Source organism: Sphingomonas sp. dw_22 (assembly GCF_018449795.1).
In the GTDB taxonomy this organism is placed as follows: domain Bacteria; phylum Pseudomonadota; class Alphaproteobacteria; order Sphingomonadales; family Sphingomonadaceae; genus Sphingomonas.
The window spans coordinates 119,728-140,452 of the sequence record NZ_JAAVVE010000006.1 but is presented as its reverse complement, the minus strand read 5'-3'; the positions used below and the strand labels follow the sequence as shown (position 1 = coordinate 140,452).

Here is a 20,725-nt window from a genome sequence, read left to right as displayed (position 1 = left end):
TTTTATCCCACCCCGCCGCCGTTCGCCACCGACCAAGGACCGGCGGTCATTTCCAAGCGACTGCTTGCACCCGTTCTCGAGCGAGCCTGCGGGACACCGCGGGCATATTGCTACATGATGGTTCGCGAGATCGATCTGCCGGAAGCGCGCCATGCAGGTTGAGCAAGGCGACCATGATCACGGGGCAAACCTCGTGAACACGAAATCATGCGCCTTCACGCGGGCTTCGTGACAGGCGAAGCAGGTCCGATGCTGCGCTTCGTCCACCGGCCGCCCGCCGACGAACCGTCCGAAACCCCAGCTCCCGGTTGCCGCGTATTTCCGGGAATCCTTGATCATGACCTGCACGGTCGTCGCCGGGCCGGGAATGGAAGCTGGCGCGAATTCCGATGACGGCGTGCGCTGCCAGGCGAGCTTGACCAGAACCGTGCCGTCGGGGAAGGGCAAGGCGCCTCTGCGATAGGCCTGCATCGCCTTGCTGTTTCCCACCACCGCGCGAAGCTCGTTCAAGGGTTCGCTTTCGACGGCAGGCGCGATCAATTCCCATTGGCGATATCCGTCGGGAAGCGAAACGCCGTAAATCGGTGAGACGGGCTTTGCCTCCGCATTGTCGTGCGCCCTTGCTGCCATGGCCAGGGGGATGAGCAGCGCGCTTGCAAGCAGCGGCAGGACATGGATTGGTCTTATCGGATGCCTCACCGCCCTGTCCTCAGAGCCGATCGACATCGATGACGGCGCGGGCAAACGCTTGCGGCGCCTCTTGCGGCAGATTGTGACCGATGCCGCCCGCGATCAGACGGTGCTCATATCGGCCGGTGAATTTGCCTCGATAGGCGGCTGGCTCGGGATGCGGCGCGCCGTTCGCGTCGCCTTCGAGCGTGATCGTCGGTACGGAGATGGCCGGGGATGAGGCGAGCCGGGCTTCGAGCGTATCATAGACGGGCTCTCCCGCTGCCAGGCCGAGCCGCCAGCGATAGTTATGGATGACGATGGCGACATGGTCGGGATTCGCGAAGGCCCGGGTGGATCGCTCGAACGTGGCATCATCGAAATTCCACTTCGGTGACGCGATCTTCCAGATGAGTTTGGCGAAATCATTCCGGTTCGCCTCGTAGCCGAGCCTGCCGCGCTCGGTGGCGAAGTAGAACTGATACCACCATTGCAGCTCGGCGGCGGGAGGCAAAGGCGCGCGATTGGCGGCCTGGCTGCCGATCAGATAACCGCTGACCGAGACCATTGCCTTGCAGCGTTCCGGCCAGAGCGCCGCGATGACGTTGGCGGTCCGGGCGCCCCAGTCGAAGCCGGCAAGGACCGCCCGTTCGATGCCGAGCGCGTCCATCAAGGCCATGATATCGACCGCAACCACTGCCTGCTGGCCGTTGCGTACCGCCTCGGTCGAACGAAAGCGCGTCGTGCCATAGCCGCGCAGATGCGGGACGATCACGCGATAACCGGCCGATGCCAGCAGCGGGGTCACTTCCACGAAGGCGTGGATATCATAAGGCCAGCCATGCAGGAGGATTACGGTGGGACCGTTGGCCGGCCCGCTGTCGATATAGCCCACATTCAGAGCGCCGGCGTCGATCTGCCTCAGCGGACCCAATGATGCGCCCGATCCCGGCCGGGCGATTGCGTGCGCCGTCTCTGCCTGTCCCGCCCGCGCTTCCGCAGGGCTGGCCAGGACGAACGGGCCGGCCGCGATCGACGCGGCCGCGATCTCCAGAAAGTGACGGCGATCCGGATCGGGCTCCTTCGCGGCCCTGGTCTTGCTGGTCATGGCAATCTCCTGTTCGCAATGCGGGCGTTTCGTGTCTGGCGTCGTCCTATGCGTGCGCGCCAAGAAAGGAGACGGTGCTGCCCGGGAAGTCCGTGGACGCGCTGACCGAGGCCCATTCCCTCGCCTCTGCCTGCCGTGTCTTTTCGGCCTCGCCGATGACATGGAGTGCATCGCTGCCGAGCACGAGATGCGCCGGCAGCCTGTCGCGGCGCGTGAGCGCGACGATGACATCGGCTATCCTGACCGGATCGCCGACCTCGTTCCCCGCCAGTTGCTTGTGCGAGGCAAGCCGCGCGCCGACACTCTCCGCGTAGTCGGGGAGAAGCTCCTGCTCACCACCGCTCGCGATTGCGGCCCAGTCGGTTCGCATGCCGCCGGGCTCGACCGAGATCGCCGTGACGCCGAAAGGCGCGATTTCCTTGGCCAGCACTTCGGTGAAGCCGGCGACAGCCCATTTGGCGGCCTGATAGGCAGCGAGACCCGCCGTGCTCACGCGGGCGCCGACAGAGGAAATGTTGATGATATGGCCGGCGCGGTGCCAGCGCATCCCCGGCAGGGCCGCGCGCGTGAGATTGACCACGCCATAGAAGTTCGTGTCGATCTGCGCGCGGAAATCCGCCTCGGAGGTCTGCTCGAAGGGAGCGACCTGCCCGAAACCGGCATTGTTCACCAGGACGTCCAGGCGGCCGAAGCTGTCGATCGCGAAGTCGACCGCGGCTTGCGCGGCCGCCGCGTCGGTCACGTCGAGCGCGAAGGTCCGCAGATGGTCGGCATGTTGCGCCTGCAGGTCAGCAAGGCGTGCGTGATCGCGCGCCGTCGCGACGACCTGATCGCCCGCTGCGAGCGCAGCCTCGGTGATGAAACGGCCGAGCCCACGGGCACTGCCGGTAATGAGCCAGATCTTCGACATGCTGGGGGTCCTTTCAAGGAATGCGGTGCGCCGGTCGGCGGTCATCGTGATGTTGCCGCGCGTTCGATGAGCGCCGCCACCGGAGCCGGATTCGACACCATCACGACATGCGATGCGCCCTTGACCACGACGATCTGTCTGGGGCGTGCCCGCTCGGCCATGAAGGCGAGCGCCCGCGGGGGAATGTTTCTGTCCGCGTCGCCATAGATGAACCAAGAGGGGATGGTTCGCCATGCCGGCTCGCCCGACGCTTCGGAGAGGGCGGCCTGGGCGATCGGGCGCTGTTCCGCCGCCATCAGCCGCGCCTGCGCCGCCGGGACGTCTGCCGCGAATTGCGCGTGGAACCTGTCCTGGCGAACATAGAGATCGGCGCCGCCGCCCGGCAGCGCCACCGGCGGGGCGAGCGCCGGGCCAAGCGTGCCACCGGGGAATTTACCCGACAATCCGCCCGCGGTTTCTCCGGCCTCGGGCGCGAAGGCGCTCACATAGACCAGCGCCCTGACGTTCGCATGGCCGTTGGCGGCGGCGCTGATGACCGAGCCGCCATAAGAATGGCCGACCAGCACGATTGGGCCATCGATGCCGGAAACGATGCCGGAGATATAATCGGCGTCGCTGCGGACGCCGCGCAGCGGATCGGCCGCGGCGACGACGGCATAGCCGTCCTTCTCCAGTATCTCGATCACGCCGTTCCAGCTCGACGAGTCCGCAAACGCGCCGTGCACCAGCACGATGGTGGGTCTGGCAGACTGCGCGACGGCTGGCGCGCTGCTGAACAGGGCCGCCACGGCGATGGCGATGCCCGCGGTGGGCTTGTTCATGGGACGGCTCCTTCTGCGGGCGATCAGACCAGGCTGATCGCAACGTTGATATTGCCGCGCGTGGCCCTGGAATATGGACAGGTCCGATGCGCGGCGTCGACGATCGCCCGCGCGGTTTCAGGATCGATCCCCGGCAAGCGGACATTGAGGCGGGCTCCGAGCGAATAGGCGCCGTCAGCCAGGTTCAGGTCGATCTCGGCGTCGATCGCGAGATCGGCCGGGAGCGGAATCTTCATCTCCTTCGCGGCAATGCCCATCGCGCCCTCGAAACAGGCGGACCAGCCGGCGGCGAACAGTTGCTCGGGATTGGTGCCGACGCCTGGTGCACCGGGGATCGACAGCTTGACATCCAGGCGGCCGTCGCTGCTGCGCGCGGCACCTTCGCGGCCGCCGGTGGTGTGAACCCTGGCGGTGTAGAGAGTCTTCTCGGTCATGGTCATGCTCCTTGCAGGGGATGGCATCGGGTCAGCGCAGCGGCCGGAACGCGGCGCGCACTTCGTCAGTGAAGATCGCGGGCTGTTCCCAAGAGGCGAAGTGGCCTCCATTACCGGCCTCGTTGAAATAGATGAGGTTGCCGTAGCAGCGTTCAGCCCAGCTCCTGGGCGCGCGGTAGATCTCGCCCGGGAAGACGGTCACGGCGACCGGCAGCTTCGGGATGTTTATCGCGTTGAAGTTGTTGGAATGATCTTCCCAGTAGATCTGCGCCGCCGAGGTTCCGGTTTCGGTGAACCAGTAGAGCGAGATGTCGTCGAGCATCTCGTCGCGGTTCAGCACGCGTTCGGGATCGCCGCCGCTATAGGTCCAGGTCGCGAACTTGTCGTACATCCAGGCGGCAAGGCCGATGGGCGAATCCACCAGCGAATAGCCGATGGTCTGCGGCCGCGTGACCATCATCTCCGCATAGCCCGCGCTGTTCCGGTAAAAGGTGTCGAGCGCGTCGAACGCGGCCTTTTCCTTCACCGACAATCCGGCTGGCGCCGGCCCCTGCGCGGTAAGGATGGCTGCGATTTCCGGCGGTACGGTGCCGGGCATGTTGAGGTGGATGCCGAGCAGTCCCGGCACGTCTTGCAACGCCATCCGCTGGGAGATGACCGAGCCGCAATCGCCGCCCTGCGAGACATAGCGCTCATAGCCGAGCCGCTGCATCAGCGTCGCCCAGGCGCGACCGATATGGTCCGAGCCCCACCCGGTCGCCGTCGGCTTGCCGGAAAAGCCGAAGCCCGGGATCGAGGGGACGACAAGGTGAAAGGCGTCCTCGGCCTTGCCGCCATGCGCGGTGGGGTCGGTAAGCGGACCGATGACTTTCATGAACTCGAGGATCGAACCGGGCCAGCCATGCGTCATGATCATCGGCAGCGCATTCTCGTGGCGGGAGCGGACGTGAATGAAGTGGATGTCGAGCCCGTCGATCCCGGTCACGAACATGGGAAAGGCGTTGAGCTTCGCCTCGATCTTTCGCCAGTCGTAGCCCGTCGCCCAGTAGCGGACGAGCGGTTGCAACCGCCCGAGCGGCACGCCCTGGCTATCGTCGGCCACGGTCTCTTTGCCCGGCCATCGGGCGGACGCGAGGCGGCGCCGCAAATCGGTGATCGCCTGGTCGGGGATGTTGACCCTGAAGGGGCGAATCGCCCCGCCACCGGTCCCGGCAAGCAGCGCCGTGGGGATGAGACCGGCCGCGCCTACGGCAGCCGAGGCGGCGATAAATCGGCGCCGCGTCGTTGATAGGTCGGGTATGAGTGTCGTCGGCATCACCATTGCCCCTGTGCGGAAAAGCGATTTGATGACGCAGCATTTAGACCGGCTCTGGCGGAGGCGCCCGTTATGGACTGTCATGCATTGCTAGCGACCGCGAGCGAGCCTCGAGGGACGATCATTGACTGTTCGCTGCAGGAGACGGGTGCAGCCGCCATCCGGCCGCAAGGCTTCGACTACGTCGCGAGCCGGTGCTGCCCTCTTTGTGATGCCTCGAAACGATCTTTGTTCTAGAAATGCAGCCCTCATGATGTGGCTCGGGAAGAAAAGACCACGGACGATGATCCGATGACGGGCACTTCTGCGCAGACCAGGGTGGTCCTGTCCTTCGGTCCTTTCAGCCTGGCAGCGAGCGAACGACTTCTCACGAAAGAAGGCGCTCCTGTGGAGCTTGGCGCGCGGGCGCTGGATATTCTGATCAGGCTGGCGTCGCAGCCCAACGAGGTCGTCAGCAAGCGGGATCTTCTGGCGCATGTCTGGCCCGACATGATTGTCGAGGAAGGCAGCCTGCGGTTTCACATGGCAAACCTGCGCCGCGCGCTTGGGGATGGCATCGACGGTGCACGCTACATCACCACGCTGACCGGCCGCGGCTACTGCTTCGTGGCGCCCGTCTCGCGCACGGAAGACCGCAGCGAGCAGCAAGCGGCAGCCATGACCCGCTTGCCGCATGCCAATATGCCGAACCGCCCGATCGGCATCGTCGGCCGCGAGGGCGATGTTGCGGCGCTGTCGCGGCAACTGCCCGTGCATCGGTTCGTCACGATCGTCGGCGCGGGCGGAATCGGCAAGACAACGGTCGCGGTGGAGGTGGGACATGCGCTGGCCGACAGCTTTGCCGGTGCGGTGCAGTTCGTCGACCTTGGCATGCTGAGCGACCCCGATCTGGTGGCGACCGCCGTGGCCTCCATGCTCGGCCTGTCCATCCAGTCCGACGATCCGACGCCGGGAGTGATCGCCTATCTCAGGGACAAGCGGGTCCTGCTGATCCTCGATACGTGCGAGCATCTGATCGATGCCGTGGCCGCGCTCGCGGCGCGGGTTTTTGCAGCAGCACCGCAGGTTCACATTCTGGCGACGAGCCGCGAGGCGCTCGAGGTCACGGGCGAGCGTGTTCACAGGCTGGTTCCGTTGGCCTGCCCGCCGGACGATGCCGGGGCGATGGCGACGGCCGTCCATAGCTTCCCTGCCACACAGCTCTTCATCGAGCGCGCGGCGGCAAGCGGCGCAGGTCTGGATCTCGGTGACGCGGACGCCACGATCGTGACCGGCATCTGCCGCAATCTGGGCGGCGTGCCCCTCGCCATCGAACTGGCGGCGCGGCGGGTGGAGGCTTACGGGCTGCGGCAGATCGCAACCCATCTCGACCAGAGCCTGGCCCTGTCCTGGGCCGGACCGCGCGGCGCGCCGCCACGCCAGAAGACCCTGCTTTCGACCCTGGAATGGAGCTATGGACTGCTCTCCGAACCGGAGCGGACGGTGCTGCGCCGGCTGGCGATCTTCGTCGGCGATTTCACGATCGAGGCGGCACTGGCCGTGGTGACGAACGAGGCCGTCGATGAGACCGCCGTGTTCGGTGCGGTGGACAACCTCGTTGCCAAGTCGATGGTCGCGACCCGGCCCGCCGGGGCGATGATGCGCTATCGGCTCCTCGATACGACCCGCGCATATGCGCTCGGGGTCGGCGACGGCGACGGTGAGGGCGAACGCGCCGAACTGGCGTCGCGGCATGCCGCTTATTACCGGGACTGGCTCGACCAGACCAGCGCCGCGTCCCGCATCCTGTCGGGTGGCGCCGAGCGTGCCGGTCATTTCGCCGCCCTCAACAATGTCCGTGCCGGCCTGGAATGGTGCTTCGGCGAAGACGGCGATGTGCGGATCGGTATCGACCTTGCCGCCGCGGCAGCGCCGGTGTTCCTTGCCATGTCGCTCCTGTCGGAATGCCATCGCTGGTCGGAGCGCGCGCTGCTCGAACTCGACGAGGCCGGGCGCGGAGGACGCACGGAGATGCACTTCCAGGCCGCGATCGGCGTGGCGGTCATGTTCACCCGTGGCGGCCGGGACATGGCGCGCGTGGCGCTGCACCGAAGCCTTGCCATCGCCGAAGCGGCTGGCGACCGCTTCGAGGAATTGCAGGTGCTGGGCCCGCTACAGCTTTTCTATATCCGGACAGGCGACTTCAGGACCGCGCTGCACCATGCAAGGCGATGCGCCGCCATCGCCGAAACGCTGGAAGACCCCGTCGCCATGACGATCGCCCGCTCCCTCCTTGGTATGGCGCTGCATTTCAGCGGGGCGCTCGACGAGGCCCGCACCGAGCTGGAGGCGGCACTGCGAAGCGCGCCGCGTGCGCAGCGGACGACCACGGTCTATATCGGCTTTGAATGCCGTATCCTCGCCGGCGCGGTGCTGGCACGGACGCTCTGGCTGCAAGGCGATCGGGCACAGGCGCTGGAACGCGCACGGCAGACCGTCAGCGACGCGGCCGACGCGGATCATGCGGTGACATCATGCATCGCCTTGATCTGGTCGACCACGATCTTCCTGTGGGCCGGCGATTACGGGCGCGCGGAGGATTATATCGGCCGACTCGTCTCGCTTGCCGAAGCGAATTCCCTGACACCCTATCTTGCGGTGGCGCATAGCTTTGCCGCCGATCTCGCACTCCGCCGGGATGACGCCGACGGTAGCATCGATCGCCTTCAGGATGGCATCGGCGAGCTGCGCGCCGCACCATACGGGATGCTCGATACGCCGTTCAACATCGCGCTTGTCGAAGCGCTTATCGATGCAGGGCGCCTCGGTGAAGGCCGCGCGCTGCTCGATGATACGATCGCGCAGGTCGAGGCGAAGGGAGACGCCTGCTACGGTCCGGAACTGTCGCGCGTGAAGGCCCGCATCCTGGCGACGCCGGAATAAAGCGCTATCCCGTTATTGAATGATCGTTCCTGAACGCCTATGTGGCCGGAATGGCGAGACCCAGGGAATTCGATACCGACGAGGCGCTGGACGCGGCGATCCGGGTTTTTCGCGAACATGGCTTCGAAGGCTCCTCCGCGCAGATGCTGGTGAGCGCGATGGGGATCGGACGGCAGAGCCTCTATGACAGCTTCGGCGACAAGTGGCAGCTCTACCGCCTTGCCGTTCGCCGCTATTCCCTCGCTGAGCAGGCGGCGCATCTCGATGCGCTCAGGAGCGGGCCGCGCGCGATCGACGGAATCGCCGCCATGGTGAAGCGCGTGGTCGATGATGCCGGTCAGGCGTGTTTAGGTGTCAGTTCCGTCTGCGAGTTCGGCCGATCGCGCCCTGACCTGACAGAAGTTCGCGAACCGATTGGCGCGAGTCTTCGCACGGCCATCGCGGGGCGCGTCCGCGACGCGCAAGAAGAGGGCGACGTCGCCGCCGATCTCGATCCCGAGCGGATCGCCGACTTCCTCATCGCGAGCTTCGCCGGCATCCGCATCGCGGCCCGGGGTGGTGCCGACCCTACCACGCTGTCGGACCTTGGCGGCATGGCCCTTCGCGCATTGCGATAAGGCCGCCCGCCCCCTTTTTTGCCTAATTATGGAACAATCATTCAATAAAGGAGCAAGACCCATGAAAGCGATCGTGATGACCGGAACGGGCGGCGTCGGGGTGATCGAGGCAGTCGACCGGCCCGAGCTCGCGCCCGGTCCCGGAGAGGTCATTGTCGAAGTGGCGGTGGCCGGGGTCAACTTCATGGACATCGGGGTGCGGCAAGGCATGGCGTGGACCGAGATGCCCAACCCCAAGACGCTCGGCGTCGAGGGGGCTGGCCGCGTACTCTCGGTGGGGGAAGGCGTCGACGCGGTCGAGCCCGGCCAGCGCGTGGCATGGGTCTATGTGCCGGGAAGCTATGCCGAACGCATCATCGCGCCCGCGGAGGCGCTGGTGCCCATCCCGGATGGCGTCGATGACCGCACCGCGGCCGCAGTGATGATGCAAGGGCTCACCGCCAGCCACTTCGGGACGGATTTCTATCCGGTGCAGGCTGGCGACATCGCGCTCATCCATGCGGCCGCCGGCGGCGTCGGCCTGATCCTGACCCAGATCGTCAAGCTGCGGGGTGGACAGGTCATCGGCCGAGTCTCTTCTGCGGACAAGGTCGCAGTTGCCAGGGAGGCTGGCGCCGATCATGTGATCGTGGACGCCGGAGGCCGGTTCGCCGAGGAAGCGATCCGTCTATCCGGCGGCGAAGGCGTGCATGTCGTCTATGACGGCTCCGGCCCCACGACCTTCCAGGGGTCGCTCGACGCGCTCCGCCCGATGGGCACGTTCGCCTGGTACGGCCCTGTCCTTGGCGGCCCCGGCCCGATCGACATCATGAGCCTGCCGAAGAGCATCAAGCTCGGCTATGCCGTCTTCTCCCACCACATCCGTACGCCTGAACTGCTGCGCGCGCGCTCCGCGCGGCTGTTCGACTGGATCATCGATCGAAAGCTGAAGGTCCACATCGGCGGCGAATATCCGCTCGCCGACGCGGCGAAGGCCCATGCCGACATGGAAAGCCGGGCCACCACCGGCAAGCTGCTGCTGATCCCATGAGCAGCGGAACCGGAACGGCGCTGGTGTTCGGCGGCTCGCGCGGGATCGGCGCGGCCATCGTCACGCGGCTCGCGCAGGATGGCTTCGATGTCGGCTTCACCTATGTCTCGCGGCCCGATAGCGCGGAGGCGCTTGCGTCGGCCATCGAACCTATAGGGCGCAAGGTGATCGCGATCCGCGCCGACAGCGCGGATCAGACAGCGTTGCAGGCCGCAGTGACCCAGACGGTCGCGGAGCTCGGGACGCTCGACGTCGCGGTCGTCAATGCCGGCGTGCTTCGCCCGGGGACCGTGAGCGCGTTGAGCCTTGAGGACCTGGATCTGATGCTCGATGTCAACGTGCGCGGCGTGTTCCTCGCGATCCAGGCTGCCGTCGTAGACATGCGCGACGGCGGGCGCATCATCACCATCGGCAGCAACACTGCGATTCGAACCGGCTCGCAGGGCAGCAGCATATATGCCGCGACCAAGGCGGCCGTGGCGGCGATGGTCAAGGGCATCGCGCTCGACCTCGCGCCGCGTGCGATTACGGTCAACAACATCCAGCCCGGCCCCACGGAGACCGATATGACGGCTGCCATGGTCTCCCGCCTTGCCGGGATCGTGCCGCTGGGGCGCGTCGGACGTCCGGATGAGATCGCCGCGCTGGCTTCCTTCCTCGCGAGCCGCGAGTCCGGCTACATGACGGGCGCCAGTCTCACTATCGACGGCGGCTATGTGCTCTAGGAGGCTGGATCTGCCGGCGGCCGCGCCGGCAGGTCCAGCGTCCTGCTCACCCCGACATTGGCGATGAAGGTCTCGTCATGACTTACCAGCAGCAGGGCACCGTCATAGGCGGCGAGCCCGGCCTCGATCGCCAGAACCGAGTCGATATCCAGATGGTTGGTGGGCTCGTCGAGGATAAGGAGCTGTGGCGGGCGCGGCCCGCCCAACACGCAGGCGAGACCGGCGCGCAGCATCTGGCCGCCGCTCAATGTGCCGGCGATCTGAAGCGCCGCGTCCGCCCGGAACAGGAAGCCCGCGAGCGTCGAGCGGCAGGCATTCTCGCTGGAATCAGGGTTTAGCCGCATGAAATTGTCGAGGATCGATGTTTCGGGATCGAGAATGCTCACGCGCTGGTCCAGCAGCGCGAAATCCACGCCGACAGAAACGCTTCCGCCGACAGGCTGCATCTGACCCGCGATCAGCTTGACGAGGGTGGTCTTGCCCGATCCGTTCGGCCCGACCAGCGCGACGCGCTCGGGTCCGACCATGGCGAAGGACAGGTCGCGCAGGATCGGGCGGTCGATCTCGTAACCGGCCGTGACCTCTTCCAGCGCCAGCACCGTGCGGCTTGCCGCGAGACCCGTCGGCGGCAGCGCGAGCGACAATTGCTGCAGGGTTTCGATCCGTGCCCGCGCCGTCGCGGCGGCCGCCAGCGCCTGTTCTCTCTGGCGCTCGGCGAGGCGCGCACCGTCTCCACGGCTCGTCTCGGCAGCGTTCTTCCGGGCGCCCGCAAGAATGCGCGGCATGTCGCCGCGCGCGCCTTTCCGCGCTCCGGCAGCGTCCCGCCGATCCTTCCGCTCGACGGCAAGTTGCGTCTTGCGATTGACCTCCGCGACCCTTTTCTCGGCCAGCGCGAGATCATGCTCCGCCGCCGCCAGCTCGATCGCCTTGCGCTCCCTGTACCAACTCCAGTTCCCGCCATAGCGCGTCGCCCCGAGCGACGTCATCTCGACGATCGCATCCATCTGCTCCAGAAGCGCGCGATCATGGCTGACGACGATCGCGCCGGCCTTCCAGTTGGCGAGAAGCCCGATCACGGCGTCGCGGCCAGCGCGGTCGAGATCATTGGTGGGCTCGTCGAGCAGCAGGAAATCCGGAGCATCCAGGATCGCGGCGGCCAGGCTGGCGCGGGTACGCTGTCCGCCGGAGAGGGCGGCAAGCGGCGTATCGGCGCGTGCCACAAGGCCGACTTTCGCGAGCGCGACGGCGATGCGCTCGTCAAGCGTCCAGTCGGCTTCCGCCAGTTCGTCGATGCCGGCTTCACCGGCCTCGGCGCGACGCAGGATCGCCAGCGCTTCGGTCACGCCGAACAGATCGGCCACCGTCTCATGCGGGCCGACCTGAACGCTCTGCCTGAACACGCCCAGCGTGCCGCTGGCCGAAACCATGCCCGCCTGCGGCTGAAGGTCTCCGGCAAGGATCCGTAGCAGCGTCGTCTTGCCGACGCCGTTCCGGCCCACCAGCCCCACGCGTTCCCGGCCGAATCCGAGATCGAGATCGGAAAGGATGCGGCGACCGTCCGGCGTCGACCAGGCGAGCCTCGATATGGTGATGGATGACATCGACGGGAAATCCGGTTGAAACTCTAAAACAGCACTGTATCGTGCCGATATTGAACGACCGCTGAAAACACAACCTTGTCGTGCTGTTTTTGCCGAAGCGAAATGGAACCCTGGATGGAATCAAGCGCGCGCAAGGTCGGCGGACGACCGACCCGGGAACGGGCGGCGGCACTCGACGATCTGCTGCTCGACGGCGCCCGTTCGGCCTTTTGCCGGAACGGCGTTGCCGCGACCTCGGTGGACGAGATCGCTCTCGCGCTCGGCATATCCAAGCACACGATCTATCGCCGCTATCCCAACAAGGGTGCGCTGCTGGAGGCCGTGGTCGAACGCGACATCCGCAAGTTCAGGACGGCGCTGACATCGGCCGCCATGGGCGCCGCCGACCCCCTTGAGGCCGTCCGGCAGACGGCCCTGCGCTATTTCGAGGTCGGATCGTCGCGCGACTATGCGGCCTTCTATCTCTCGGTCAGCGCGGAGGCGGCTTTCTCCCCGGCGCTTCGACACCGGCTCGCTGCATGGTCAAGGACGGCGCTGGAGCCGCTGGTCGGCGCGATCGCCTCGGCCGAGGCTGCGGAGCTGCTTTTGCCCGGCGATCCGGAGGCGATCTGCGAAATCCTCGTGGACCTCCTCGAGGGGGCGAACAACCGCGTCCGCCTGCGCGCCGAAGAGACGAGCGACGCGTCCGAACCCGGTCGGATATTCAAAGCGCGATGGATGATCTTCCTGCGCGCTTGCGGCACCACCGTGACCTGTCGTTAGCCGTTCCCTCCGCAAGCGGCGCTGCGCATGAACGCCCATGCCCCTTTCAGGACCTCACAAAGCACACCAGCTGCTAACAACTCGCCCGCACCCGAGCCTCTATACGCAAGGCGATCAGTCCGTCGGCTTCGACGATAATGCGAGTGACAGCTATGGGCACATTCCGTTCGACCGGCTTCATTGCCGCCGCGATCCTGGCAGCGGGCACGACCACCGCGCTCTGCTTCGACGACGCGCTGGGCCTCGTGCCCGGCCAGGCCGCGAACAGGGCGATCGCGGCTGTCCCGGTGGGAGCGACGGCCGAGCCGCTGGATGCCCTGCTCCGTTCGTCGCCCTGGCTGACGCCTGTGCCCGGCGGCGTGCAGGCCCTTCGCGGCAAGGTCGTGCTGGTGAATTTCTGGACCTATTCGTGCATCAATTCGCTGCGCGCATTGCCCTATCTGCGCGCATGGAACGACAGATACGCGAGCAAGGGGCTGGTGGTCGTCGGTGTTCATGCCCCGGAATTCGGCTTCGAGAAGGATGCCGCGAAGGTGCGCCTCGCCAGCGCGCAACTGGGCGTCCGCTATCCGAACCTTCAGGACAATCGCTACGCGGTCTGGCGCGAATTCGGCAACGAGGGCTGGCCGGGCTTTTACTTCGTCGACACGAAGGGGCGTGTCCGTGGCTACCGGCTGGGTGAAGGCCATTACGCCGAAGCCGAGCAGCTGATCCGAAAGTTGCTGGCAGAGGCCGGGCACGATCCATCGGACGTTCCCGTTTCTCCGATCATCGGCACCGGAATAGAGGCCGAAGCCGCCTGGAGCGATCTGCGATCGCCGGAAGCCTATGTCGGTTACGAGAAGGCGGTGAAGTTCGCGTCTGCTGGCGGGCTCGTGAACAATGTCGAAACGGTCTACGCGGCTCCGGGCGACCTTTCCCTCAACCAATGGGCTCTCGCGGGACGCTGGACCGTCGGCCGGGAATCCGCAACCCTCGACGGGCCTGTCGGTGCGCTCGCGTTCAGGTTCCACGCGCGCGATTTGCATCTGGTGCTCGGTGGAGCCGCCGACGGTCGGCCCGTCCGGTTCCGTGTCACGGTCGATGGCGCAGCCCCCGGCGCCAGTCACGGCAGCGACGTGGATGAAGCGGGCTGGGGCGAGGTGAGGGAGGACCGCCTCTACCAGCTTGTCCGACAGCAGGACCAGGTGGTCGACCGGACCGTCCGTATCGAATTTCGCCGTCCGGGCGTGCGCGCATATGTCTTCACCTTCGGGTGAGTTTTGCCGGGACGATCGTCGTTGCTCCCGAAGCGGGTGCATTGCCGGTCAGGATTTCTCCGGCAGAGGCCATGTCGCCAGAACATGATCGACAAGTGCCAGCAGGTTTTCCCGCGTCGCGCCTGCCTTGGCCTGCACCGCCATCCCCTGCGATACTGTCATGACGAAGGCGGCGAGAGTGTCGGGATTAGCGGAGGCCGGCAAATCGCCTTCGGCGCGCGCGCGCTCCAGCCGTTGGCATAGCGCCTTCTGGGTTCCCTGGCGCCGGCGCACCAGCTCGGTCCGGATCGATTCGGCCTCGTCCGAGCAGGCGAGCGCGCCGTTCATGCCGAGGCAGCCGGGACTCTGCGGCCTGAGCGTCTGCACCTCGGCCGACCCGCGCAGGATACGCTCGACCACCTGCCGCGAGGTCGGCTCGTCGAGCGCGTCCTGCATAACCCCATGTAGAGCGCATCGTAGCGGTCGAGCGCGCGGACGAAGAGCGCCTGCTTGTTGCCGAACGCCGAGTAGAGACCCGGACGCGACACCTTCGTCGCGGTGCTCAGATCCTCATAGGACGTGCCCTCATAGCCCTTGCGCCAGAATACCCCGAGCGCCGCGTCGAGCGCCTGGTCCACGTCAAATTCGCGATGCCGTCCCATCCACTGTCACCAGATTTCCTAACGCTCATTATGGAACGCTTGACGGACTTTGTCCAGAATCACTAATGATCGTTATCATAACGATCATTAGTGATTCGCAGGCAGCACTTGAACGACCTTTCCAACCATGCGCATCCGATGGCTAACAGCGCCCCGAAGCTGACGGGCGGCTGGGCGGCGGTCGGCTCGGTCGCGGCCGGTACCTTCCTGCTGGTCACTGCCGAATTCCTGCCGATCGGCCTGCTGTCGCGTCTCGCGCACGACCTGCACGTTTCCGAAGGTACGGCCGGGCTCGCGGTCACGGCGGCGGGCTTCGTCGCCGCGTTCGCGGGGCCAGGCCTGGTGCTGCTCGCGGGCAGGATCGACCGGCGCAAGATCGTCGTCGGGCTGACGGCCGCGATCATCGTCTCGAACCTGATCGCCGTTGTCGCGCCGACCTTCCCGCTGTTCCTGCTTGGCCGCTTGCTGCTGGGGTTCGCGGTCGGCGGTCTGTGGTCCTTTGCCGGCGCGGTCGTGCGTAGGCTGGTCGCCGACGACGCCGGTGGACGGGCGACCTCGTTCATCTCGGCGGGCATCGGCGCCGGCACGGTCTGGGGGATGCCCGCAGGCGCCCTGATCGGCGGCTGGTTCGGCTGGCGTGCGGCCTTCGCCGTCAATGTGGCGCTCGGCGTCGTGATCCTGTTCGCGCAACTGCGGCTGCTGCCGCGACTTGCCGTGGCATCGAAGATCGATGCCTCCCATCTCGTCGCGTTCGCCAGGGTGCCGATGGCGCGGGCCGGCCTGATAGCGGCCGGCTTCGTCGCGGGCGGTCACTTCGTTGCCTACACCTATCTGGAACCATGGCTGCGCGGGGCGCTCCGGCTTGAACAAGCCGGCGTCGCCTGGACGCTCTGCGCCTACGCGGTCGCCGGTGTCGTCGGCACCTTCCTCGGCGAGCGCCTCGCCGCGCGAGATGTGCGCCACGCATTCATCATGATCGCGCTCGTGCTGGGCGGCTCGGTGCTCGCGGCGGCAGCGGCGAGCATATCCTTGCCCACCGCGATCACCCTCGTCCTGATCTGGGGAATCGCGTTCGGGGCCATGCCGGTCTGCGTCCAGATCTGGATGTTCAACTCTTCGCCCCGGCTCTACGAGGCCGGCTCGGCGCTGATGGTGAGCGCCTTCCAGATCCCGCTGGCGGCCGGCGCCGCGATCGGCGGTGCGATCGTCGACCGGGCCGGCCTCGATGCCGCGTTCGCCACCGGCGGCGCGATTACCCTCATCGGCGCGGCCATCCTGATCGTCTTCCGGCGTGCGTCTGCCGACGCCGACCATCGCTGCCTCGCAGACGCGACATCGTGATCGTCGGTGCCCTCATGCGCGGGGTCTACCCCATCATTCCAGACAAGGAGCTACGGATTTGACTGAATCACCGAACGATGGCGCCCGGCCGCTCGCCGGCAGGGTAGCGCTGGTAACCGGCGCCGCGCGAGGCATCGGTGTCGAGACCAGCCGTGAGCTGGCAGCGCTCGGCGCGCATGTCATCGTCGCGGCGCGCGACCTGGCGAAAGCCGAAGCGGTAGCGGCCGAGCTGCGGGATCGCGGCGGCGGGGCCTCGGCCCTGAAGCTCGACGTCACCAGCGAGGAGGATCGCAAGGCCGCCTATGAAGCGATCGAGGCGGCGCACGGCAAGCTCGACATCCTGATCAACAATGCCGGCATCCTGCTCGACAGCCCCGATGGCGGCACCCCGGCGCCCCGGCAACCCAGCGTGGCTCTGCCGGAAATGGTGCGCGAGACGTTCGAGGTGAACTTCTTCGCGCCGATCTTCCTGACCCAGCGCCTGCTGCCGCTGCTCCAGCGCTCGGACGCGCCGCGCGTGGTCAATGTGTCGAGCATCCGTGGCTCATTGGCGCACCTCTCCGACCCCACGTCGCTGGTCTATCCGGTCCGCGCGCTCGGCTACGACACGTCCAAGGCTGCGCTGAACGCCTTCACGATCCTGCTTGCCGAGGAACTGCGCGGCACGCCGATCAAGATCAATGCGATCCATCCGGGCTGGGTCAGGACCGAGATGGGCGGCGGACAGGCCCCCGTGAGCATCGAGGATGGTGCCCGCACCGCCGTCCAGTACGCCACGCTGGGCGCGGACGGTCCGACCGGCGGATTCTTCTTCCTCAATGAGCAGCTTCCGTGGTGAGCAGCATCGGCAAGAGCCTCGCAGGCAAGACCGCCCTTATCACCGGCGGCTCGCGCGGTCTTGGCGCGGCGATCGCTGCCGCGCTGGCGGAAGCCGGCGCGGATGTGGCGATCACCTATGTGGCGTCGGAAGCGAAAGCTGCGGCCGTCGTCGCCAAGCTGGAAGCCAGCGGCGTGCGCGCTCTTGCGATCCGCAGCGACCAGGGTGATCCCGCCGCGGCCAAGGAACTGATCGACGCGGTCATCGGTCATTTCGGCAAGCTCGACATCCTCGCCAACAACGCCGCGCTCGCCATCCAGGGCAAGCGGATCGACGATCCCGACATCGACAATGCCGCGCTCGACCGTCAGTGGCAGGTCAACGTCCTCGGCGTCGTCGCCACCATCCGCGCCGCCGCTCCGGTCATCAGCGACGGCGGACGGATCGTCTCGGTCGGATCGGGCCTCGGCACGCGCGTCGGCTTTCCCGGCACCACTGACTATGCCGCGAGCAAGGCGGCGATCATCGGCTATTCGAAGGGGGCTGCGCGCGACCTTGGCCCGCGCAACATCACGGTGAACGTGGTCCAGCCGGGCGTCATGGCGACCGACATGGCTTCCAGCTCGGCCGACAGTCTGCCGCCCGCGCTGATGGAGGCGCACGCCATTCATCGCCTCGCCACGGTCGAGGAAGTGGCGGCCGCCATTACCTTCCTCGCCGGACCCGACGCCGGATACATCACCGGTGCGGTCCTCGACATCAACGGCGGCTTCACCGCCTGATCCCCGGCAGCCGGAACGCTGCCTTCACCCAAGGGCAACGGACATGACACAGACACTCGCAGGCAAGATCGCCCTCGTCACCGGCGGCTCGCGCGGCATCGGCGCCGCCACCGCGCTCGAACTCGCAGCACAAGGCGCGACCGTCGCGCTCAGCTATGCGGCGAGCGAGGACAGGGCGAAAGAGGTCGTCACGAAGATCGAGGCGGCCGGCGGCACCGCGGCCGTCTTCAAGGCCGATCAGGCGGTCGAGAGCGAGGTGGTGGCACTGATCGCGGCGGTGGTCGATCGGTTCGGCAGGCTCGATATCCTCGTCAACAATGCCGGCGTGTTCGAGGCCGGCGCCATCGACGAGACCGTCGACACGAGCCGGTTCGAGCGGCAGGTCGCGATCAACTATCAGGCGGTGGTCGCCGCCATCCGTGAAGCTTCGCGCGTCATGGGCGAAGGGGGCCGGATCATCACGGCGTCGTCGGGCCTGGCCTCGCGCGCAAGCTGGCCGGGCATCGCCGACTATGCCGCCACCAAAAGTGCAATCGAGGGCTATACCAGGGGCGCGGCCCGCGACCTCGGGCCCAAGGGGATCACGGTAAATGCCATCGGCACCGGCTCGATCGACACCGAGATGAACCCGTCCGATGGCCCGCTCGCTGAATATCAGAAAGCTGCGACCGCGCTCGGCCGCTATGGCAAACCTGAAGAGATCGCGGCGGTGATCGCGTTCGTCGTGAGCCCTGCCGCGAGCTTTGTGACCGGCGCGGTCATTCCTGTCGATGGCGGATATAGCGCCTGATCGCGCTTGGGACGTGTCCCCGATCTTTGCATCGGGGACCTCCAGTCATCTGTCAGCAGAGAAGGTCGCGCGCCTTTCCGGTCCCCGGTCGAGCGACACGTTCATTCCATAGGCAAGACTTTTCCGGCAGGATGCGCGCCACCAGCAGAGAGCCCTTGACATATAGTTGTATATGCAACATATAAAGTCGCATCACGCGAAAGGGTCAAATGATGTGTGACGAGGTGATCGGCGAGATGGTCAACAGCTGCATGCTGATGCGCACCCGGCTGATCTCGCGGGTGCTGACCAACATCTATGATGAGGAGCTTCGCCCGTTCGGCATCAACTCCGCGCAGTTCGCCCTGCTGGTGGTGATCTCCAAGCTGGCCCCAGCAACCGCGGCCGAAATCGGCCGGTTCCACCATCAGGACAAATCGACCCTGACGCGCAACCTCAAGCTGATGTTCGCGGAAGGCTGGATCGAGGAGGATGCGGCGCTGGCCAGCGGCCGGTCGCGGCCGATCGTGCTGACCCAGGCCGGTGACCATCTGCTGCACGCGGTTTCCCCCGCCTGGAAGGCGGGACAGGCGCGGGCCAGCGCGTTGATCGGCGAAGCGGGCGCCGATGTCATCACCAACGTCGCCAATGGCATTCTCTATCCCCGCAAGGCCAGCTGAACATTTGTCCCTTAAGTTGCATATACAACCTATTGGAAGGACAGACCATGACGCAGGATCAAGACACCAGAGACGTTGCCGACCCCGGCGTCACGCCGGCCTTTGCCGAACATCGTGTGCCGGTCGGACAGGGCAGCATCCATGTGCGCGATTATGCCGGCGCCGGTCCGGCGTTCGTGCTCATGCACGGCTTTCCGGACAATTCGCATATCTATGACGACCTCATCCCTTATCTGGTCGCCGGCGGGCGAAGGGTGGTGGCGTTCGACTTCCTCGGCTTCGGCGCGTCGGACAAGCCGACGGGCGCTGCCTACAGCTTCGCCCAGCAGCTTGGCGATCTGAAGACGGTCGTCGATCATCTCGACCTGGGCAAGGTCGTCCCCGTCGCGCATGATTCCTCCGGCATCGCAGCGGTGAACTTCGCGATCGATCATCCCGAAAGCGTCGCCTCGCTGGTGATCCTCAACGCCGCCTTCGCCAACGCGCCGACCGTCCACTGGCCGGAATTGATCACCTTGTTCGCGACACCGGAACTGCACGCGCTCTCAAGCGCCATCCTGCAGGCGCCGGAGCAGTTCGGCTGGATTGTCAACGTCCAGCGCGAAGCATTCAAGGCCGCGCTCGCCGACCAGCATAAGGCGCGTTACGACGGCTTCCTTGGCCCCGTCATCGACGCCAATTTCCGGGTCCAGGGCGCAGGACCGGCCTTTGCGCAGATGACTGCGCAATTCTTCGCCGAGCTTACCCGCAACGATGCGCGCCTTGCACTGATGGAAGCGCTCGACGTCCCCGCCAAGGTGATCTGGGGCGCGAACGACCCCTACATCAATGCCGGCGTCGCCGAGGATTTCGCCTCGCACCTGAGGCACGCCTCGCTCCGCATTCTCCCCGCCGGCCACTGGCTCCAGATCGACGAGCCCGAACTCGTCGCAGCCGAAATGCTCGCCTGACCGCATCCCCGAAATTCGTGTGTGTACCCCACCAGCAGAAGGAATGAAGCCATGTATGACCCCACCAATCCCCGCGTCCATGCCGACATCCTGCCGGCTCTCGCCGCCGTCGAGGCGCCCACCAACAAGATTCTCGCGATCGGCTCGGTGACCGCAAAGGGCACGCCCGAGGCGATCGCACCCGTCCTGCCGTTCGAGGTGCGCGCGACCGTGCGCAACTATCTCGCCGGCCATATCGACCAGTGGTTCTTCCAGGCCGACGGCTACGGCGTCGTCTTCATCATGAACGCGACCAGCAGCGAGGAGGCGCATGCGATCCTCGAGAAGCTGCCGCTCGGCGTCGCCGGTATGATGACGTTCGAGCTGATTCCCTTGAGCCCGCTCAAGCCGCTGGCGCTGCTCATTGGTGAGCCGGCGAAGGCGTGACGATAGCCCGGTGGACGGTCACCGGCGCCCTGGCGCAGTGGCCGTCCGGCCGGATCGAGTAAATTCCCTGCAAGGGTTCGATCGGCCGACGGAGGACAAGTTGACCGCGTTTGCCCAAGCTGTGGAGCGGGTGAAGGAACGGCCTC

Annotated in this window: 22 protein-coding genes; 13 read left to right on the top strand and 9 right to left on the bottom strand. The window is 66.3% G+C overall.

What is annotated here, in order from left to right; translation table 11 throughout:
- Positions 1-177 precede the first annotated feature (177 nt).
- The 6 genes from HB724_RS04800 to HB724_RS04775 are packed head-to-tail and all read right to left on the bottom strand — an operon-like array spanning position 178 to position 5,257.
- Positions 178-726 (bottom strand): cytochrome P460 family protein, encoded by a 549-nt coding sequence (locus HB724_RS04800; RefSeq protein ID WP_218625067.1) that lies wholly within the window; start codon positions 724-726, stop codon positions 178-180.
- Entirely contained in the window at positions 710-1,840 is a 1,131-nt protein-coding gene (locus HB724_RS04795; RefSeq protein WP_256731322.1) for an alpha/beta hydrolase, read from the bottom strand. Before HB724_RS04795 ends, HB724_RS04800 begins: the two co-directional genes overlap by 17 nt.
- Positions 1,824-2,687, bottom strand: coding sequence for an SDR family NAD(P)-dependent oxidoreductase (locus tag HB724_RS04790; protein WP_213979766.1), 864 nt, complete (start codon positions 2,685-2,687; stop codon positions 1,824-1,826). Before HB724_RS04790 ends, HB724_RS04795 begins: the two co-directional genes overlap by 17 nt.
- A gap of 41 nt (positions 2,688-2,728) precedes the next feature.
- The gene (locus HB724_RS04785) at positions 2,729-3,508 is read right to left on the bottom strand and encodes an alpha/beta hydrolase (RefSeq protein ID WP_213979765.1); all 780 of its coding nucleotides are present in this window, start codon (positions 3,506-3,508) and stop codon (positions 2,729-2,731) included.
- Between the two features lie 23 nt (positions 3,509-3,531).
- Positions 3,532-3,942 carry an organic hydroperoxide resistance protein gene (locus tag HB724_RS04780; protein ID WP_213979764.1) on the bottom strand — a complete coding sequence of 137 codons (411 nt, stop codon included), beginning with the start codon at positions 3,940-3,942 and terminating at the stop codon, positions 3,532-3,534.
- Positions 3,943-3,973: 31 nt separating this feature from the next.
- A complete protein-coding gene (locus HB724_RS04775; protein ID WP_213979763.1) occupies positions 3,974-5,257 on the bottom strand; it encodes an epoxide hydrolase in 1,284 nt (427 codons plus the stop codon).
- Between the two features lie 255 nt (positions 5,258-5,512).
- Between HB724_RS04775 and HB724_RS04770 the strand changes: the two genes are divergently transcribed.
- The 4 genes from HB724_RS04770 (at position 5,513) to HB724_RS04755 (ending at position 10,551) form a co-directional block, all read left to right on the top strand.
- Complete coding sequence (locus HB724_RS04770) at positions 5,513-8,179, top strand: winged helix-turn-helix domain-containing protein (RefSeq protein WP_213979762.1); 2,667 nt, start codon at positions 5,513-5,515, stop codon at positions 8,177-8,179.
- A 50-nt stretch (positions 8,180-8,229) separates the two neighbouring features.
- Positions 8,230-8,796 (top strand): TetR/AcrR family transcriptional regulator, encoded by a 567-nt coding sequence (locus HB724_RS04765; RefSeq protein ID WP_213979761.1) that lies wholly within the window; start codon positions 8,230-8,232, stop codon positions 8,794-8,796.
- A gap of 61 nt (positions 8,797-8,857) precedes the next feature.
- On the top strand, positions 8,858-9,826 hold the full coding sequence (locus HB724_RS04760; protein ID WP_213979760.1) for a quinone oxidoreductase: 969 nt from the start codon (positions 8,858-8,860) through the stop codon (positions 9,824-9,826).
- A complete protein-coding gene (locus HB724_RS04755; protein ID WP_256731321.1) occupies positions 9,823-10,551 on the top strand; it encodes an SDR family oxidoreductase in 729 nt (242 codons plus the stop codon). Before HB724_RS04760 ends, HB724_RS04755 begins: the two co-directional genes overlap by 4 nt.
- Here HB724_RS04755 and HB724_RS04750 read toward each other — a convergent pair.
- Positions 10,548-12,152: an ABC-F family ATP-binding cassette domain-containing protein gene (locus tag HB724_RS04750; protein ID WP_213979759.1), complete on the bottom strand. Its 1,605-nt coding sequence runs from the start codon at positions 12,150-12,152 to the stop codon at positions 10,548-10,550. The genes HB724_RS04755 and HB724_RS04750 overlap by 4 nt on opposite strands.
- 114 nt (positions 12,153-12,266) lie before the next feature.
- Between HB724_RS04750 and HB724_RS04745 the strand changes: the two genes are divergently transcribed.
- Positions 12,267-12,914, top strand: coding sequence for a TetR/AcrR family transcriptional regulator (locus tag HB724_RS04745; protein WP_213979758.1), 648 nt, complete (start codon positions 12,267-12,269; stop codon positions 12,912-12,914).
- 152 nt (positions 12,915-13,066) lie between these two features.
- A complete protein-coding gene (locus HB724_RS04740) occupies positions 13,067-14,173 on the top strand; it encodes a redoxin family protein (protein WP_213979757.1) in 1,107 nt (368 codons plus the stop codon).
- A gap of 48 nt (positions 14,174-14,221) precedes the next feature.
- Here HB724_RS04740 and HB724_RS04735 read toward each other — a convergent pair whose 3' ends face one another.
- On the bottom strand, positions 14,222-14,608 hold the full coding sequence (locus tag HB724_RS04735) for a TetR/AcrR family transcriptional regulator (RefSeq protein ID WP_256731330.1): 387 nt from the start codon (positions 14,606-14,608) through the stop codon (positions 14,222-14,224).
- The gene (locus HB724_RS20425; protein WP_256731320.1) at positions 14,497-14,814 is read right to left on the bottom strand and encodes a helix-turn-helix domain-containing protein; all 318 of its coding nucleotides are present in this window, start codon (positions 14,812-14,814) and stop codon (positions 14,497-14,499) included. Before HB724_RS20425 ends, HB724_RS04735 begins: the two co-directional genes overlap by 112 nt.
- Before the next feature lie 108 nt (positions 14,815-14,922).
- On the opposite strand from HB724_RS20425, the gene HB724_RS04730 reads away from it, so the two are divergent.
- The 7 genes from HB724_RS04730 to HB724_RS04700 all read left to right on the top strand — a co-directional run bounded on the left by HB724_RS04730 (position 14,923) and on the right by HB724_RS04700 (position 20,579).
- A complete protein-coding gene (locus HB724_RS04730) occupies positions 14,923-16,155 on the top strand; it encodes an MFS transporter (protein WP_213979756.1) in 1,233 nt (410 codons plus the stop codon).
- 58 nt (positions 16,156-16,213) lie between these two features.
- Entirely contained in the window at positions 16,214-16,993 is a 780-nt protein-coding gene (locus HB724_RS04725; RefSeq protein WP_213979755.1) for an SDR family oxidoreductase, read from the top strand.
- Entirely contained in the window at positions 16,987-17,754 is a 768-nt protein-coding gene (locus tag HB724_RS04720) for an SDR family oxidoreductase (RefSeq protein ID WP_346344665.1), read from the top strand. Before HB724_RS04725 ends, HB724_RS04720 begins: the two co-directional genes overlap by 7 nt.
- Before the next feature lie 43 nt (positions 17,755-17,797).
- Complete coding sequence (locus HB724_RS04715; RefSeq protein ID WP_213979754.1) at positions 17,798-18,544, top strand: SDR family oxidoreductase; 747 nt, start codon at positions 17,798-17,800, stop codon at positions 18,542-18,544.
- Positions 18,545-18,756: 212 nt separating this feature from the next.
- Entirely contained in the window at positions 18,757-19,203 is a 447-nt protein-coding gene (locus HB724_RS04710) for a MarR family winged helix-turn-helix transcriptional regulator (RefSeq protein WP_213979753.1), read from the top strand.
- 47 nt (positions 19,204-19,250) lie between these two features.
- Positions 19,251-20,153 carry an alpha/beta hydrolase gene (locus HB724_RS04705; RefSeq protein ID WP_213979752.1) on the top strand — a complete coding sequence of 301 codons (903 nt, stop codon included), beginning with the start codon at positions 19,251-19,253 and terminating at the stop codon, positions 20,151-20,153.
- Positions 20,154-20,204: 51 nt separating this feature from the next.
- Positions 20,205-20,579 carry a hypothetical protein gene (locus tag HB724_RS04700; protein ID WP_213979751.1) on the top strand — a complete coding sequence of 125 codons (375 nt, stop codon included), beginning with the start codon at positions 20,205-20,207 and terminating at the stop codon, positions 20,577-20,579.
- Positions 20,580-20,725: the final 146 nt, after the last annotated feature.